Below are 14583 nucleotides of genomic sequence, written 5' to 3'. Positions count from 1 at the left end.
AGGATCGCCTAATCGTGCATGAGGTCGACGTGTCAGACGCAGCAGATGACGACATCCTGAGACTGGAAGGGATCGGCAAGCGCTTCCCCGGCGTCGTGGCGCTCAAGGATGTCTCGATGCGGGTCGGCCGCGGCAAGGGGCATGTTCTCCTCGGCGAAAATGGGGCCGGAAAGTCGACGCTGATCAATCTGCTCGGCGGCGTCTTCAGGCCGGATGACGGCCATATTCTATTTGACGGCAAGCCCTACCATCCCTCCTCGCCGCTGGAAGCGTTCCGGGCCGGCATCCGCGTCATTCACCAGGAGCTGCACCCGCTGTCCAACCTGACGGTGGCCGAAAACCTGCTGTTCGAACATCTGCCGCGCCGCTACGGCCTGGTGAACTATAAGGCGATGAACGCCAGGGCGGCCGAACTCCTCGAAGAGGTCGGCCTCGACGTCGCCCCGACGACGCTGGCAAGCAGCCTCAGCGTCGCGCAGCTGCAGCTGGTCGAGATCGCCAAGGCGCTTTGTTACGAAAGCAAGCTTCTCGTTCTCGATGAACCGACGGCAACCCTGACCTCCAAGGAGGTCGATCGTCTCTTCGAAATTTTGAAGCGCCTGAAGCGGCGTGGTGTCACCACGCTCTATATCTCGCACCGGCTGGAGGAGATCTTCGACGTCGGTGACGATGTGACGGTGCTGCGCGACGGCCAGCACGTGATCACCCGTCCGCTGGCAGGATTGGCGATCCCAGACATCGTCGAACTGATGGTCGGGCGCAAGCTTTCCGATCACGGCATTTTCAAAGGCGACAGCATCGTATCAGGCGAAGCGCTCGGCGTTTCCGGCCTGAAGGTGACGCGCAATAGTCCGGAACTGTCCTTTTCCGTCGCCAAGGGCGAGATCGTCGGCATTGCCGGCCTTGTCGGCAGCGGCCGCACCGAGGCGGTTCGCGCTCTCTTCGCCGCCGACCTCAAGGCATCAGGCGAAATCCGCCTGAATGGCCAGCCAGTCGAAATCAATTCACCGAGGGATGCCGTTGCCGCCGGCCTTTGCCTGGCAACCGAAGACCGCAAGATGCAGGGCCTGATGCTCGACATGAGCTGCGCCGAAAACGCCACCATTACCGACCTCGCCAAGATCTCCCGCAACGGCCTGATCAGCAGCAAAACGGAGGATGATCACGCCCAGCGGCTGGTGCGTGAGCTGCGGATCAAGACCCCCTCCATCCATCAGGCGGTGAGGACTTTTTCCGGCGGCAACCAGCAAAAGGTCGTCATTGCCAAATGGCTGTTCCGCGGCCCCAAGGTGCTGATCTTCGATGAGCCGACCCGCGGCATCGATGTCGGTGCCAAGGCGGAGATTTACGAGCTGTTGTGGAAATTTGCCGCCGAAGGAAAAGGTGTGCTGGTGGTATCTTCGGACCTGCCGGAGCTGATCGGCATTTGCCATCGCATCATCGTTTTCTCCGACGGCAAAATATCCGGCGAAATCGCTCGCGAACAATTTGACGAGAGCAGGATCCTGTCGCTCGCCTACAAGGAGTACAGTCGTGTCCGCCAACATTGAAAAACAGACCGAGGCAAAAGAGGCGCGCTTCTGGGACAAGCTGATCCGGATCTCGATGAAGGAAGCGGGCGTCGCCATTGCCCTCATTCTGATCCTGGCGTTTTTCTCGGCGACGGCGCCCTATTTCGCCACGCCGGAGAATTTCCTGAAGATCTTCGTGCAGATTGCCATCAACACCGTCCTTGCTGCCGGAATGACCTTCGTCATCCTGGTCGGCGGCATCGATCTTTCGGTGGGTTCGCTGCTTGCGCTTTGCACGGTGATCGGCGCAACGATCATGATCAATCCGGCCTTTTCGCCCTGGCAGGCGATTGTTCTCGCTTGCCTGGCTTCGATGGGCACCGGTGCTGTGCTTGGCGCCGTCAACGGCTGGATCTGCGAGAAGTGGAAGCTTCCCTCCTTCATCGTCACGCTTGGCATGCTCAACGTCGCCAGCGGCCTGGCCCGCGTCGTCAGTGACAATTCGACCATCACCGGCCTGCCGCAGCCCTTCGTCGATTTCGGCAACCTGATCTTCTGGGGCATACTCCCATCGATCTTCCTGATTGCGGTCGCCGTCGTCCTCATCGGCTGGTTCGTGCTGCGCTACACCGTCTTCGGCCGTTTCGTCTTCGCCATCGGCACCAATGAAGAGGCTGTCCGGCTCTCCGGACATCAGCCGAAAAAATACAAGATCGCGGTCTTCACCATTTCCGGGCTGACCGCCGGCATCGCCGCCATGGTCTATTTGCTCCGCCTCAATGTCGGCAGCCCGGTTGCCGGCATCGGCTACGAGCTGAATGCCATCGCCGCCGTCATCATCGGCGGCACCAGCCTCTCGGGCGGCAAAGGCTCGATCATCGGCACGCTGGTCGGCGCCTGCATTCTGCAGGTCCTGTCGACCGGATTGCAGCTGCTGGGCGCCGACGATAATATCAAGCCGATCGTCATCGGCGCCGTCATCGTGCTTGCCGTCATTCTCGACAGCTATCGGGGCCGATTGATGCGCATCCTCGAAACCCGGTGATCAGCATTCAAGCTCCTGCAGCGCCGCTTGTGCGTCTGGAAAGACGCGCGGCGCTGTAGCGCCGGAAGTCCCTGATTGGCCGTTGCGTTTGATATCTCTCCGACCTACATCTGTCCGGCATTCAGCGAGGGACGGAAATGGCCAAGATCACCAATGTAGCGGTCCAGATGGACCATGTCGCCGGCATCAATATCGCAGGCGATTCCACCTTCGCCATGAGCCTGGAAGCCCAGGCCCGCGGCTACCGGCTGTTCCATTACACGCCCGAGCGCCTGAGCTTCCGCGACGGCAATCTCTATGCCAGCGTCGAGCCGATGCTGCTGCGCGACGTCAAGGGTGATCACTTCGAGCTTGGCGCCCCGGAGCGCGTAGATCTCTCCACCATGGACGTGGTGCTGCTGCGCCAGGACCCGCCCTTCGACATGGCCTATATCACCTCGACGCATCTGCTCGAGCGCATCCACCCGAAGACGCTGGTCGTCAACGATCCGGCCTGGGTACGCAATTCGCCGGAAAAAATCTTCGTCACCGAATTCGCCGACCTGATGCCGAAGACGCTGATCACCAAGGATGCCGCCGAAATCCGCCGCTTCCGCGACGAGATGGGCGATATCATCCTGAAGCCGCTTTATGGCAATGGTGGCGCCGGCGTCTTCCATTCGACCCGCGACGACCGCAATCTCTCGTCGCTGCTGGAGATGTTCGGCCAGCTGTTCCGCGAGCCCTTCATCGCCCAGCAATATCTGCCCGACGTGCGCAAGGGCGACAAACGCATCATTCTGGTCGACGGCGAATTCGCCGGCGCCATCAACCGCGTGCCGGCCGAGCATGACAGCCGCTCCAACATGCATGTCGGCGGCCGCGCCGAGGCGACCGAGCTGACGGCGCGCGAACAGGAGATCTGCGACCGTATCGGCCCGGCGCTCAGAGAACGCGGCTTCCTGCTCGTCGGCATCGATGTGATCGGCGATTACATGACCGAGATCAACGTCACCTCGCCGACAGGCATCCGCGAGGTCAAGAAGTTCGGCGGCGCCGATATCGCAAGCCTGCTCTGGGATGCGATCGAGCGCAAGCGCGGCTGATCCTGCCGCGCGACCTCACGTGCTTGCTGTGACCGGGCACAACCCCGGTCACAGTCTATCTCCGACTTCGTTCCTTCATTGTTCTTGTTTTATTCCTGCTCCCATGCCAGATTGCAACTGCTGGCCCTGACGGGTTGCAGGCGGTATAAGAGTTTGCGGGCAGGGGGATGGGTTTATGGTCGCGCGTGTCAGTACGGTGGCATTTCAGGGCATCGAAGGTGTGCCGGTCGAGGTTCAGGTCATGGTCGCTCCCGGCAAGGTCGGCATGCAGATCGTCGGCCTGCCTGACAAGGCGGTGGCCGAAAGCCGCGAGCGTGTGCAAGCGGCCCTTCACGCCTCCGGCCTGGCGCTGCCGGCCAAGCGGGTAACGGTCAATCTGGCGCCGGCCGATCTGCCGAAAGAAGGCTCGCATTTCGACCTGCCGATCGCGCTGGCCTTGATGGCCGCGCTCGGCGCCATCCCCGCCGATGCGTTGGCGGACTATGTCGTCGTCGGCGAACTTAACCTCGACGGCACGATTGCCGCCATTTCAGGCGCGCTGCCGGCGGCGATCGGCGCCAATGGGCTCGGCAAGGGGCTGATCTGCCCGGCCGAAAGCGGCGCAGAGGCCGCCTGGGCCGGCGCCGAGGTCAATATTCTCGCCCCCCGCAGCCTGATTGCCCTTGCCAATCATTTCCGCGGCACGCAGGTGCTGTCCAGGCCGGAAGCGTCGATCCGCGCCAATGCCGCCAACCTGCCGGATCTCGCCGAGATCAAGGGCCAGGAAAGCGCCAAGCGGGCGCTCGAAGTGGCGGCCGCCGGCGGCCATAATCTCTTGATGGTCGGGCCTCCCGGCTCCGGCAAGTCGATGCTGGCGGCACGACTGCCGTCGATCCTGCCGCCGCTGTCGGCCGCCGAACTGCTCGAGGTTTCGATGGTCCATTCGATCGCCGGCCAGCTCTCCGGCGGTAAGCTGTCCGACCGCCGGCCGTTTCGCACCCCGCATCATTCCGCCACCATGGCGGCGCTGGTCGGCGGCGGCATCCGCGCCCGTCCCGGCGAGGCCTCGCTTGCCCATCACGGCGTGCTCTTCCTCGACGAATTTCCCGAATTCACCCCGCAGGCGCTCGATGCGCTGCGCCAGCCGCTCGAAGGCGGCGAGTGCGTCATCGCCCGTGCCAATCACCGCGTCTCCTATCCGGCGAAATTCCAGCTGATCGCAGCAATGAATCCCTGCCGCTGCGGCATGGCCGGCGAACCCGGTCGTACCTGCGCCCGCGGCCCGCGCTGCATGAGCGATTACCAGGCCCGCATCTCCGGCCCGCTGATGGATCGCATCGATATCCGCATCGACGTTCCGGCCGTCTCCGCCGCCGATCTGATCCGGCCGATGGCGGCCGAAGCCAGCGCCGACGTCGCCCGCCGCGTTGCCCGCGCCCGCGAATTGCAGCAGCAGCGTTTCGAGGCCGCCGGCGCCAAGGGCATAGGCACCAATGCCCGCTGCTCCACCGCAATGATCGAGAAACTCGCCGAACCCGACGCCGGCGGCCTGCAACTGCTGCGCGACGCTGCCGAAAAAATGAAATTCTCCGCCCGCGGCTACCACCGCGTCCTCAAGGTCGCCCGCACCCTCGCCGATCTCGACGGCAAACCGACCGTCGGCCGCCTGCATCTGGCCGAAGCGATCTCCTATAGGATCGCTGGTGAGAGGTTGACGGCGGCGGCGTAAGGAAGAGGCGCTGAAGCACTCACGAATAGTGTCGTGCATCCCACAGTTTCACGCGACGATGTTGGCCAGTTTCCTCGTAGTGTCTCCAGTCTTTCAGCCGCTCGATACCTTCACCCTGCGTGATGCCGTAACGCGCCAGATATGCCGAGACTTCTGACGGCGAAGGGGTCGAGCCGATATCCACGTGTGGGAATTCCTGATGGAAATTCTTGAACGCCTCGAATTCGCTCAGCGATGGATTTGCCTGAAGCGCCTGAGAAACCCACCAATAGTAGTCGTAGATGTCGAAGGCTCGTTGCGAAGAAATTGCATCCTTCACGCGTTCGTCAGGAATGCCAATTGCCCTCAGTTCACTATTGATGTTGGATATGAACTCGCGCTTTTTCTCGGAGGACAGACCGGTCATTCGGTTGCTCATCGAAATCTGCTCGACACTGATTTTCCCGAACAGCTCGGCTATCCGCTGTAACTGTGTGATGGTCGCCTGAGCTTCCGCCAATTTCTGTTCAAGTTCCGCTTTAATGCCGGTCGTGCCGAAGTCCAGATTCTTTAAGTCGCGTAAGCGGGTCGCCAATACGGCGAAGGCGATCATAAAACCAACAGCAGTGTAACGACCGGGCGCGTCGATAAACAGAAAATAGACGAACAGCGCCAAGAGAATTGGCGCTGCTACGAGAGCACCGATACGAACGGGATCTTTCATCTGGTACCTCTCGGGTTTGGCCTCGACCGAAATTAGTCGTTCATCTCTTGATTCTCATACTTCTTCTGCCAAGCCGCTGCATTCTCGTCGTCGGCAAAATGCACAACGATCAAAGCGCGCGCGTCGCCATCACTGCGCTCGATTTTAATAGCAGCGATATGAGAGCCTTTGTGTTCGATGTATCTGTTCTTGATCGCGACCACGATGTCGCGGAAATCATCTTCGCTGAAATCCGTGAAAGAGTAAGAAAATTAGGCTTTTGCGCACTTCTTCGCTTCCTTGATCGCATCTTTGAAAGCCGGCATGTAGATGTTTGGGTCGCGACGGTCGTACTTCGATAGCTCTTCGTGTTTCCTCGTGCCCGTATAGAACATGACGTCGTTTGCTACGACTGCGCTATCATAAGCCTCCTTGTCCATCAGTTCGATGTATCAGGCCTCGGTTACCGGATTGGGAAGATAGACCGCCACCTTACATCCTCTCAAAATAGCTCGTTCGAATTGTGCTTTGACGCAATTGCACAGCTAGGTCGAATGACGCATCAAACCCAACAATTCGATAAAAAATCGATAGGGGTTTGATGCTGCCTACTGCTTTCGTGAAAGCAGATATTATCCGATAGAGAATTGTGGAGCGGAGCGCTCTGAAGAGGACACCTCCGCCCTTGTGCCGAGCATGACGAAAGAACTTGACCGACATTGTCAACAGCCTGACAGGGCGCCGAAGCGCCCCGATACTCTGCGGAGATTAGATGACCGGAGAAGCCCCGGGGAAAGCCAGCCTCAACTCCCCAGCCCTTCAAACAGCGCCGTCGAAAGATAACGCTCCGCAAAGGACGGAATGATCACGACGATGTTCTTGCCGGCATTCTCCGGTCGGCTGCCGACCTTGATGGCGGCGGCCAGTGCCGCACCCGAAGAGATCCCCACCGGCACGCCTTCGAGCCTTGCGACCAGGCGCGCCTGTTCGAAGGCCTCGTCATTGGTGACGGTGACCACCTCGTCATAGATGCCGGTGTCGAGGATTTTTGGGGCGAAGCCGGCGCCGATGCCCTGGATCTTGTGCGGGCCGGGATTGCCGCCGGAGAGGATCGGTGAATCGGCGGGCTCGACGGCGATGATCTGGATTTCCGGTTTACGGCTTTTCAGCACCTGGCCGACGCCGGTGATCGTGCCACCGGTGCCGATGCCGGAGACAACAATATCGACCGTGCCGTCGGTGTCGTTCCAGATTTCCTCGGCCGTGGTCTTGCGGTGGATTTCGGGATTGGCGGGGTTTTCGAACTGCTGCGGAATGATGGCGTCGGGCAGCGACTCCGCCAGTTCCTCGGCCTTGGCGATGGCGCCCTTCATGCCCTTCGGTCCCTCGGTCAGCACCAGCTCGGCGCCGAGCAGCGCCAGCATCTTACGGCGCTCGACCGACATGGTTTCCGGCATGGTCAGGATCAGCCGGTAACCCTTGGCGGCGGCGGCAAAGGCGAGCGCGATGCCGGTATTGCCGGAGGTCGGCTCGATCAGCACCGTCTTCCCAGGGGTGATCTTGCCCTGCGCTTCCAGGCTTTCGATCATCGCCACGCCGATGCGGTCCTTGACCGAGGCGATCGGGTTGAAGAATTCGAGCTTGCCGATCAGGTTCGCCACCACGCCCTTTTCCCGCGCCAGCTTGTCGAAGCGCACGAGCGGCGTGTTGCCGATGGTCTCGGTGATCGAGGAATAGATGCGGCCGCGGCCGGGCTTGTGCGACATGAGTGACTCCCTTTGAAATCCTGCTTCTGAAATCGAGGAGGAGAATAGGGTCAAAGGCCTGAAGAGGCCAGACCGCGATCACCCCGAGGGAGCGGGGCGGGAGAAAAAAACCTTTGAAAACCGTTTCTTGCCGGACGTTTATTTCAGGCCGCCCGGGTGGCGATGAAGGCCGCCGTGCCGGCCAGGATGCCTGAAGCGACCCGGTTCAGCGTTTGGAGCGCGCGCGGTCGCTTCAGCATCGTCCGGGCCCGCGAGGCCAGCAGCATATAGGGCACCAGCACGGCGATCAGCACCACGAAGGTCACCGCAAGCAGCATCGCATAGTCGCGTAAGCTGATATTGCCGATATCGATCAGCGTCGGCACCAGCGCGACATAGAACAGCATCGTCTTCGGATTGCCGAGCGTCACCAGCAGGCCGGAGAGGAAGGACAGGCCGACATTGCTGGATTTCTTCGCCGCGATGTCCTGCGGCAGCAGGCCCGCCGTCCAGAGTTTCCAGGCGATGTAACCGAGATAGAGGGCGCCGGCGATCTTGATGACGATGAACACCTCGGTGAAGGTCTGCGCCACGAAGGCCAGGCCGAGAATGACCGCGGTGAGATAGGTCATGTCGCCGAGCACCAGGCCGAGGCCCATGAAGAAGGTCTCGCGGAAATTCGAGCCGAGCGCGCGGGCGACGATCGCGGTAATCCCCGGCCCGGGAATGGCGGCGGCGATGAACAGCGCTCCGGCATAGGTGATCAGTGCGGCGAGGCTCATCTTTGATATCCACTGGATTGCGCGACCTCTCTATAGGCGCGCCTCGCCGCCTCATCAATGCGTCGGCGCTGATCGATCCATAACCATAAGGAATAGGTCTGCTGAACGATAGGCCACTTGGAAAGCGATCCGGCCTTGCTAGTTTTCTCTCTGCACGCGCGCCATCAGCATCCTTTGCGCTTCCCGAAAAGATCGACGGCGCCGTCGAGATTTCATCACCAAGGAGAAAATGAATGTCCCCTTCATCAGCCGAGACCCGCAGGCTTTCGCCGCTCAAGACCCCTTCCACCCTGCCGACCAATGCCGTCACCGATATTTCGGCGGCGCTGACCGCGCTGCTCGCCGATGTCTTCACGCTTTATGTGAAGACCAAAAACTTCCACTGGCACATGTCCGGCCCGCATTTTCGCGATTATCATCTGCTGCTCGACGAACAGGCAGCGCAGATCTTCGCCATGACCGACGATATTGCCGAGCGCGCCCGCAAGATCGGCGGCGTGACGCTGCGCTCCATCGGCCAGATCGCCCGCCAGCAGCGCATTGCCGACAATGACGCCGATTTCGTCACGGCCGAGGACATGCTGTCGGAACTGCGCGAGGACAATGCCCAGCTCGTTTCGCTGCTGCGCGAGGTGCATGGTCTCTGCGACGAGCATAATGATGTTGCAACCGCCAGCCTGATCGAGAACTGGATCGACGAGGGTGAGCGCCGCACCTGGTTCCTGTTCGAAACGACGCGCCGCCAGAAGTAAGACCGGCAAACGGGCGTGCCGGCCACCGATGCCGGCACCCCGACTTCAGCTCTCGACCGCCCTTGGCCGCAGCCATCTTGGGCTCCAACCGAGGTTCATGCCGGCGGCGGCAATGAGGATGATTGCGGCGCCTGCGATCTGCATCGGCTGCAGCGCGTGGCCGAAGGCCAGCCGGTCGACGAGGATCGCCGCGATCGGATAGAGGAAGGACAGGGCGCCGGTGAGGTGCGTCGGCAGCCGCTGGATGGCGCCATAGAGCAGCACATACATCAGCCCGGTATGGACGACGCCGACGGTGATGAGGATCGCCCACGTCCCCGCATCCACGGGCGGATGCGAGAAGTCGGTCATCGGCGCCAGCATCAGCATGCCGGTCGCGACCTGGATCAGCGCAATCAGATGCGGCGGTGTGCCCTTCAGCCATTTCGCGGCAAGCGCTGCCAGCGCGTAGAAGAAGGCGGCGCCCAGCGCCATCAGGATGCCGAGGCCGTAGCCGTCCAATGTATCGCCGCTGCCACCTGGCTTCCCCTGGACGATCGCTATCATGCCGGCGAAGGCGAGCACCAGCCAGAACAGCTTGGTCGCGGTGATCTTCTCGCCGAGAAACAGCGCGCCGAGCACCAGCAGCATGAAGGGCTGCGTGTTGTAGACGGTCGTGGCGATCGAGATCGTCGCATGCGAGTAGGAGGCAAACAGCAGCAGCCAGTTCAAGACGATGGCGACGCCGCCGAAGACGGCGATGGCGAAGGTGCGCAACGTGAGAATGCCTGGCCGCAGTAGTCCGAGAGCGCCGCAGATGACGAGCAGGGTGAGCGCGCCGAACAGGCAGCGCCAGAAGACCACGCCGCTGACCGGCTGGCCCGAGATGACGACGAACCAGCCGATCGTCCCCGAGATCAGCATCGCTGCCGTCATTTCCGCCGTGCCTCTTCTGATGTCGCCGCTCATGATTGCCTCCATTTCGTTGGCATCAGAATATTGCAGTGGCTAGCAAAATTATATAATGATAAAAAGGACGATTATCGCTATAGCCTAATCATGAGAGGTAAAGCTGGCGCCATGGCTAATGATGCGCAATCGCTCGACGACATCGATCAGGCCATTCTGGAAGCCCTGGCCGGCAATGCGCGCATCTCGCTGAAGGAGCTGGCGCAGCAGGTGGGGCTTTCTTCGCCGAGTGCTGCCGAGCGTCTGCGCCGGCTGGAGGAGCGCGGCGTCATCAAGGCCTTCACCATCGATCTCGACCCCGCCGCCGTCGGTTATCCCCTGCAGGCGATCGTCCGCGTGCGGCCGTTGCCGGGACAGTTGCATATCGTCGAGCGCCTCATTCAGGAAATTCCTGAAATCGTCGAATGCGACAAGGTGACCGGCGAGGATTGTTTTATCGCCCGCCTGGTCATCCGATCGATGGCGGAGCTCGACGGCCTGCTGGACAGGGTCGCCGAGCGGGCGGAAACCAACACCGCGATGATCAAGGCCTCGCCCGTCAAGCGCCGCCTGCCACCGCTGTCACGGAAAAAGTAAACTCGGCGACGAGTGCATGTCGCCCGGAAGTGTGCAGCGATTCCCAACGACATGCACCAAAACAAAGAGCTTTAGAAATCCGCCATCGGCGACAGCATCGCCGGAAAATGCGGGGCCTCATCGCCGAGCCCGCGCAGCATCAGTACCGTGCCGCTTTCCACCGGCTGCGGAGCACCCGTCCAGTCGAGCTTATCGGGGCGGAAAAACACCTCGACGGCGGCGGAGGCGATGTCGAGCCCGCCGAGGATCGCTCCAAACGTCGGGATCTCCGTCGCCACGACATCGAGAAGGCTGAGGCGGCCCGCTTCATCCAATTTCCAGGCGATGACCGCCTGCTGGTCTTCCAGCAAGCTGACGCGGACATCGGGATCGAGCTGCGTGTTGATGAGAAACATCGCCGCATTGACGGTGACCGAGAGCGACGTCGAAACCGGGCTTCGCACTTTCAGCAGCGATTGCAGCAGGGCAAGATCGTCGGTGTTGCTCGGCGTAAGCAGCCGGGCGGGTCCGGCGAAAATCGAGGGGTCTGGTGCCGCTCCCTGATATCGATGCTGCGGTATCGCGCGGAAACCGTAGGGCTCGTAGAGCGACGGTTTGTCGGTATAGAGGATGACGGCTTCAAAACCCTGCCGCTCGCACCAGTCGAGCGCTTTCACTGTCACGTCGCGATAGAGCCCGCGGCCCCGCCATGGCGGCCGCACCGCACCCGATTGCAGCCCGGCGGCATGGACGACCCTGCCGTTGAGGACGAAGGGCAGCGCAAAGGCCGAGATATTGGCCGCAAGCGCGCCCTCGGCATCTAACCAGCCAAACGGCATGCTGGTGGGATCGTGTCCGCCGAGCTGCTGTAGCGGGCCGATATCGATGCCGAAAATATCCTGGAGCAGGCAGACCAAGGCCGCCCAGCCGGCCCGGTCACCGAAATAATCCTGCCGGTAGGTGAGGCCCGCGCTGTCGGGGGGCTTATTCATCACACGCCGGTGGAGCCGAAGCCGCCGGCGCCGCGTGTCGTCTCGCTTGCCGCGGCACTCTCGGCCACCCGCGCCTGGGTCACCGGCGCGATCACCATCTGGGCGATGCGCATGCCGCGCTCGATGATGAAAGGTTCGTCGCCGAGATTGGCGAGCAGCACCTTCACCTCGCCGCGATAGTCGCTGTCGACGGTGCCCGGCGAATTCAGGCAGGTGATGCCGTGTTTGAAGGCAAGACCGGAGCGCGGCCGCACCTGGCCCTCGAACCCCTCGGGGATTTCGAAGATGAAGCCGGTCGGCACCAGCGCCCGTTTGCCGGGCAAAAGCGTCAGCGGTGCCGCCGCGTCGACGGCGGCGCGCAGGTCCATGCCGGCCGCCCCCTTGCTTTCATAGCCGGGCAGCTCGAGGCCTTCGCCATTGGCCAAGCGGATGAGGTTCAGCGTCGGTCTTACATCGTGATGAATGGTCATGGCCCATTACTTTGCGCCCGGAGCGCCGAGGTCAATTGCAAAGCCGGGCTTTAATCGTTAGATACGCGGCAATTCCACAGGATTCACAGCATGGCCGAAAGTCTCGCCGAGGCGGTTTCCCGCCGCCGCACATTCGCTATTATCGCCCACCCGGATGCGGGCAAGACGACGCTCACCGAAAAGCTGCTGCTGTTCGGCGGCGCCATTCAGCTTGCCGGCGAAGTCAAGGCGAAGAAGGATCGCATGCAGACGCGCTCCGACTGGATGAAGATCGAGCGCGAGCGCGGCATCTCCGTCGTCACCTCGGTGATGACCTTCGAATATAACGATAACGTCTTCAACATCCTCGACACCCCGGGCCACGAGGATTTCGCCGACGACACCTATCGCACGCTGACCGCCGTCGACGCCGCCGTCATGGTCATCGATGCCGCCAAGGGCATCGAGCCACGCACGCTGAAGCTTTTCGAAGTCTGCCGCATGCGCGATATCCCGATCATCACCTTCATCAATAAGATGGACCGCGAAAGCCGCGATCCCTTCGAGATCCTCGACGAGGTGGAAGAGAAGCTGGCGCTGGATACGGCGCCGATCACCTGGCCGATCGGCCGCTCGAAGACCTTCTGCGGCTCCTACAATATTGCCGCCAATACGGTGCGCGGCTCGGATACCGAAATCGAGGGAACGCCGGTCAACGGTCCGCAAAGCGTTGCCGGCCGGCTGCCGGAAAACGAGCGCCAGGTCTTCGTCGAGGAGACGGAACTGGCGATCGAAGCCTGCCGTCCCTTCGACCGCCAATCCTTCCTGGAAGGTCATATGACGCCGGTTTTCTTCGGCTCGGCGCTGCGCAACTACGGCGTTCGCGACCTGATCAACGCGCTCGGCGATTTCGCGCCGCCGCCGCGCGACCAGGTCGCCGACACCAGGACCGTGCACGCGACCGACGACAAGATGACCGCCTTCGTCTTCAAGATCCAGGCCAACATGGATCCCAACCACCGCGACCGCATCGCCTTTGCCCGCATCTGCTCCGGCAAGCTCGAGCGCGGCATGAAGGCAAGGCTTGCCCGCACCGGCAAACAGCTCGGCCTGACGGCGCCGCAATTCTTCTTCGCCTCGCAGCGCCAGCTTGCCGACACCGCCTATGCCGGCGATGTCGTCGGCATTCCGAACCACGGCACGCTCCGCATCGGCGATACGCTGACCGAAGGCGAATCGCTGGTCTTCCAGGGCGTGCCGAACTTCTCGCCCGAGATCCTGCGCCGCGTGCGCCTGGAAGACGCGATGAAGGCGAAGAAGCTCAAGGAAGCCCTGCAGCAGATGGCCGAAGAAGGCGTCGTCCAGCTGTTTTCGCCTGAGGACGGCTCGCCGGCGATCGTCGGCGTCGTCGGCGCCCTGCAGCTCGACGTCTTGAAGGAGCGGCTGATGGCCGAATACGGCCTGCCGGTCTCCTTCGAAATGTCGCGTTTCTCGGTCTGCCGCTGGATCTCGTCCGATCAGCCGGCCGATCTGGACAAATTCCTCACCGTTAAACGCGGCGATATCGCCCGCGATCTCGACGGCGATCCGGTCTTCCTCGCCCAGGACGGTTTCTCACTGCGCTATGAGTCCGAGCGCCATCCGGCAATCAAGATGGTCGCCATCAAGGAATATCACGCCGCCAAGGCGGCGTGATACCAGCGGGCAATGGTTGGCGCCCCCTCTCTCCAGCCTCATCCTGAGGCGCGTAGGCCAAAGGCCGGAGCCTCGAAGGAGGGGGCTGGCCACCGGTCTCGGCAAATGCAGATGCTGAGCGGTATTCAGCCACCCGCCCCCGTCCTTCGAGGCCCCTTGCGGGGCACCTCAGGATGAGGGCTGGTCGTTGTGCGTGCCACCTGAAGTAAGCCTACCGGCCTGCTAGTCCTCTCGATCAAATCGCGACAGCAGCTCGATATTCTCCACGCCGGGCAAAGCCGAGCGGCACCATATCTGCTTCCTCGGCGTGAGTTCCCGCCGCTGGTCGATGCCCCCGAGGCGGATGCCGATCGAGCCGCCGTCGCCATTGGTGCGGTAGAGCGGCGATCCGCAATTTGCACAGAAGAACTGCCGGCTGAGGCCGCCGCTGTCGCCGTATTTTGCATAGCCGCGCGGCTCGCCCGAGGTGAGCTCGAAACTTCCCGGCCGCGCCGGCGCGGTGATGCGATAGGCAGAGCCGGTCAGCCGCTGGCAATCGGTGCAATGGCAGATCGACACCCGCTCCGGATCGATCTCGGCCTGATAGCGGATCGCGCCGCAATGGCATCCTCCGGTGATATGCATCGGCAACTCC

The 14583-nt window shown here is 61.9% G+C and carries 15 protein-coding genes; 7 read left to right on the top strand and 8 right to left on the bottom strand.

Annotation, left to right across the window (positions count from 1 at the left end):
* Positions 1-29 precede the first annotated feature (29 nt).
* The 4 genes from RCCGE510_RS22770 to RCCGE510_RS22755 all read left to right on the top strand — a co-directional run bounded on the left by RCCGE510_RS22770 (position 30) and on the right by RCCGE510_RS22755 (position 5349).
* Positions 30-1550 (top strand): sugar ABC transporter ATP-binding protein, encoded by a 1521-nt coding sequence (locus tag RCCGE510_RS22770; RefSeq protein ID WP_037079558.1) that lies wholly within the window; start codon positions 30-32, stop codon positions 1548-1550.
* Complete coding sequence (locus RCCGE510_RS22765) at positions 1534-2556, top strand: ABC transporter permease (protein WP_007633863.1); 1023 nt, start codon at positions 1534-1536, stop codon at positions 2554-2556. Before RCCGE510_RS22770 ends, RCCGE510_RS22765 begins: the two co-directional genes overlap by 17 nt.
* A 137-nt stretch (positions 2557-2693) precedes the next feature.
* Positions 2694-3641, top strand: coding sequence for a glutathione synthase (gshB, locus tag RCCGE510_RS22760; protein WP_007633862.1), 948 nt, complete (start codon positions 2694-2696; stop codon positions 3639-3641).
* Between the two features lie 175 nt (positions 3642-3816).
* Positions 3817-5349, top strand: a complete 1533-nt coding sequence (locus RCCGE510_RS22755) for a YifB family Mg chelatase-like AAA ATPase (RefSeq protein ID WP_007633860.1) — start codon at positions 3817-3819, stop codon at positions 5347-5349.
* A 19-nt stretch (positions 5350-5368) separates the two neighbouring features.
* Here the strand turns inward: RCCGE510_RS22755 and RCCGE510_RS22750 are convergent, their stop codons facing one another.
* From RCCGE510_RS22750 to RCCGE510_RS22740, 4 genes are all read right to left on the bottom strand, one after another.
* Positions 5369-6052 carry a hypothetical protein gene (locus RCCGE510_RS22750; protein WP_007633859.1) on the bottom strand — a complete coding sequence of 228 codons (684 nt, stop codon included), beginning with the start codon at positions 6050-6052 and terminating at the stop codon, positions 5369-5371.
* Between the two features lie 32 nt (positions 6053-6084).
* Positions 6085-6255 (bottom strand): hypothetical protein, encoded by a 171-nt coding sequence (locus RCCGE510_RS34870; protein ID WP_157179932.1) that lies wholly within the window; start codon positions 6253-6255, stop codon positions 6085-6087.
* A gap of 579 nt (positions 6256-6834) precedes the next feature.
* Positions 6835-7797: a cysteine synthase A gene (cysK, locus tag RCCGE510_RS22745; RefSeq protein ID WP_007633858.1), complete on the bottom strand. Its 963-nt coding sequence runs from the start codon at positions 7795-7797 to the stop codon at positions 6835-6837.
* Between the two features lie 143 nt (positions 7798-7940).
* Positions 7941-8558: a LysE family translocator gene (locus RCCGE510_RS22740; RefSeq protein WP_007633857.1), complete on the bottom strand. Its 618-nt coding sequence runs from the start codon at positions 8556-8558 to the stop codon at positions 7941-7943.
* A gap of 233 nt (positions 8559-8791) precedes the next feature.
* On the opposite strand from RCCGE510_RS22740, the gene RCCGE510_RS22735 reads away from it, so the two are divergent.
* Positions 8792-9310, top strand: a complete 519-nt coding sequence (locus tag RCCGE510_RS22735; protein ID WP_007633856.1) for a DNA starvation/stationary phase protection protein — start codon at positions 8792-8794, stop codon at positions 9308-9310.
* A 45-nt stretch (positions 9311-9355) separates the two neighbouring features.
* Here the strand turns inward: RCCGE510_RS22735 and RCCGE510_RS22730 are convergent, their stop codons facing one another.
* A complete protein-coding gene (locus RCCGE510_RS22730; RefSeq protein WP_192815340.1) occupies positions 9356-10270 on the bottom strand; it encodes a DMT family transporter in 915 nt (304 codons plus the stop codon).
* A 99-nt stretch (positions 10271-10369) separates the two neighbouring features.
* On the opposite strand from RCCGE510_RS22730, the gene RCCGE510_RS22725 reads away from it, so the two are divergent.
* Entirely contained in the window at positions 10370-10834 is a 465-nt protein-coding gene (locus RCCGE510_RS22725) for an Lrp/AsnC family transcriptional regulator (protein ID WP_007633854.1), read from the top strand.
* 71 nt (positions 10835-10905) lie between these two features.
* Here RCCGE510_RS22725 and RCCGE510_RS22720 read toward each other — a convergent pair whose 3' ends face one another.
* Together RCCGE510_RS22720 and dut are read right to left on the bottom strand one after the other, a co-directional pair.
* The gene (locus RCCGE510_RS22720; protein WP_007633851.1) at positions 10906-11805 is read right to left on the bottom strand and encodes a GNAT family N-acetyltransferase; all 900 of its coding nucleotides are present in this window, start codon (positions 11803-11805) and stop codon (positions 10906-10908) included.
* Positions 11805-12275 (bottom strand): dUTP diphosphatase, encoded by a 471-nt coding sequence (gene dut / locus RCCGE510_RS22715; RefSeq protein WP_007633849.1) that lies wholly within the window; start codon positions 12273-12275, stop codon positions 11805-11807. The genes RCCGE510_RS22720 and dut overlap by 1 nt, the downstream gene beginning before the upstream one ends.
* 90 nt (positions 12276-12365) lie before the next feature.
* Between dut and RCCGE510_RS22710 the strand changes: the two genes are divergently transcribed.
* Complete coding sequence (locus tag RCCGE510_RS22710; protein WP_007633846.1) at positions 12366-13949, top strand: peptide chain release factor 3; 1584 nt, start codon at positions 12366-12368, stop codon at positions 13947-13949.
* Positions 13950-14171: 222 nt separating this feature from the next.
* Here the strand turns inward: RCCGE510_RS22710 and RCCGE510_RS22705 are convergent, their stop codons facing one another.
* On the bottom strand, positions 14172-14573 hold the full coding sequence (locus RCCGE510_RS22705) for a GFA family protein (RefSeq protein ID WP_007633844.1): 402 nt from the start codon (positions 14571-14573) through the stop codon (positions 14172-14174).
* Between the last annotated feature and the right edge of the window lie 10 nt (positions 14574-14583).

The sequence above is a fragment of the Rhizobium sp. CCGE 510 genome (genome assembly GCF_000292525.1).
In the GTDB taxonomy this organism is placed as follows: Bacteria; Pseudomonadota; Alphaproteobacteria; order Rhizobiales; family Rhizobiaceae; genus Rhizobium.
Note: the sequence above shows the minus strand (reverse complement) of the source record. Positions and strands in the feature narration are given on the sequence as shown.

Bases quoted from the DNA above. Each gene is read 5' to 3' on its own strand.
- RCCGE510_RS22735 (WP_007633856.1), top strand. From the start codon at position 8,792: ATGTCCCCTTCATCAGCCGAGACCCGCAGGCTTTCGCCGCTCAAGACC.
- RCCGE510_RS22750 (WP_007633859.1), bottom strand. From the start codon at position 6,052: ATGAAAGATCCCGTTCGTATCGGTGCTCTCGTAGCAGCGCCAATTCTC.
- dut (WP_007633849.1), bottom strand. From the start codon at position 12,275: ATGACCATTCATCACGATGTAAGACCGACGCTGAACCTCATCCGCTTG.
- RCCGE510_RS22705 (WP_007633844.1), bottom strand. From the start codon at position 14,573: ATGCATATCACCGGAGGATGCCATTGCGGCGCGATCCGCTATCAGGCC.
- RCCGE510_RS22740 (WP_007633857.1), bottom strand. From the start codon at position 8,558: ATGAGCCTCGCCGCACTGATCACCTATGCCGGAGCGCTGTTCATCGCC.
- RCCGE510_RS22755 (WP_007633860.1), top strand. From the start codon at position 3,817: ATGGTCGCGCGTGTCAGTACGGTGGCATTTCAGGGCATCGAAGGTGTG.
- cysK (WP_007633858.1), bottom strand. From the start codon at position 7,797: ATGTCGCACAAGCCCGGCCGCGGCCGCATCTATTCCTCGATCACCGAG.
- RCCGE510_RS22720 (WP_007633851.1), bottom strand. From the start codon at position 11,805: ATGAATAAGCCCCCCGACAGCGCGGGCCTCACCTACCGGCAGGATTAT.
- RCCGE510_RS22710 (WP_007633846.1), top strand. From the start codon at position 12,366: ATGGCCGAAAGTCTCGCCGAGGCGGTTTCCCGCCGCCGCACATTCGCT.
- RCCGE510_RS22725 (WP_007633854.1), top strand. From the start codon at position 10,370: ATGGCTAATGATGCGCAATCGCTCGACGACATCGATCAGGCCATTCTG.
- RCCGE510_RS22730 (WP_192815340.1), bottom strand. From the start codon at position 10,270: ATGGAGGCAATCATGAGCGGCGACATCAGAAGAGGCACGGCGGAAATG.
- gshB (WP_007633862.1), top strand. From the start codon at position 2,694: ATGGCCAAGATCACCAATGTAGCGGTCCAGATGGACCATGTCGCCGGC.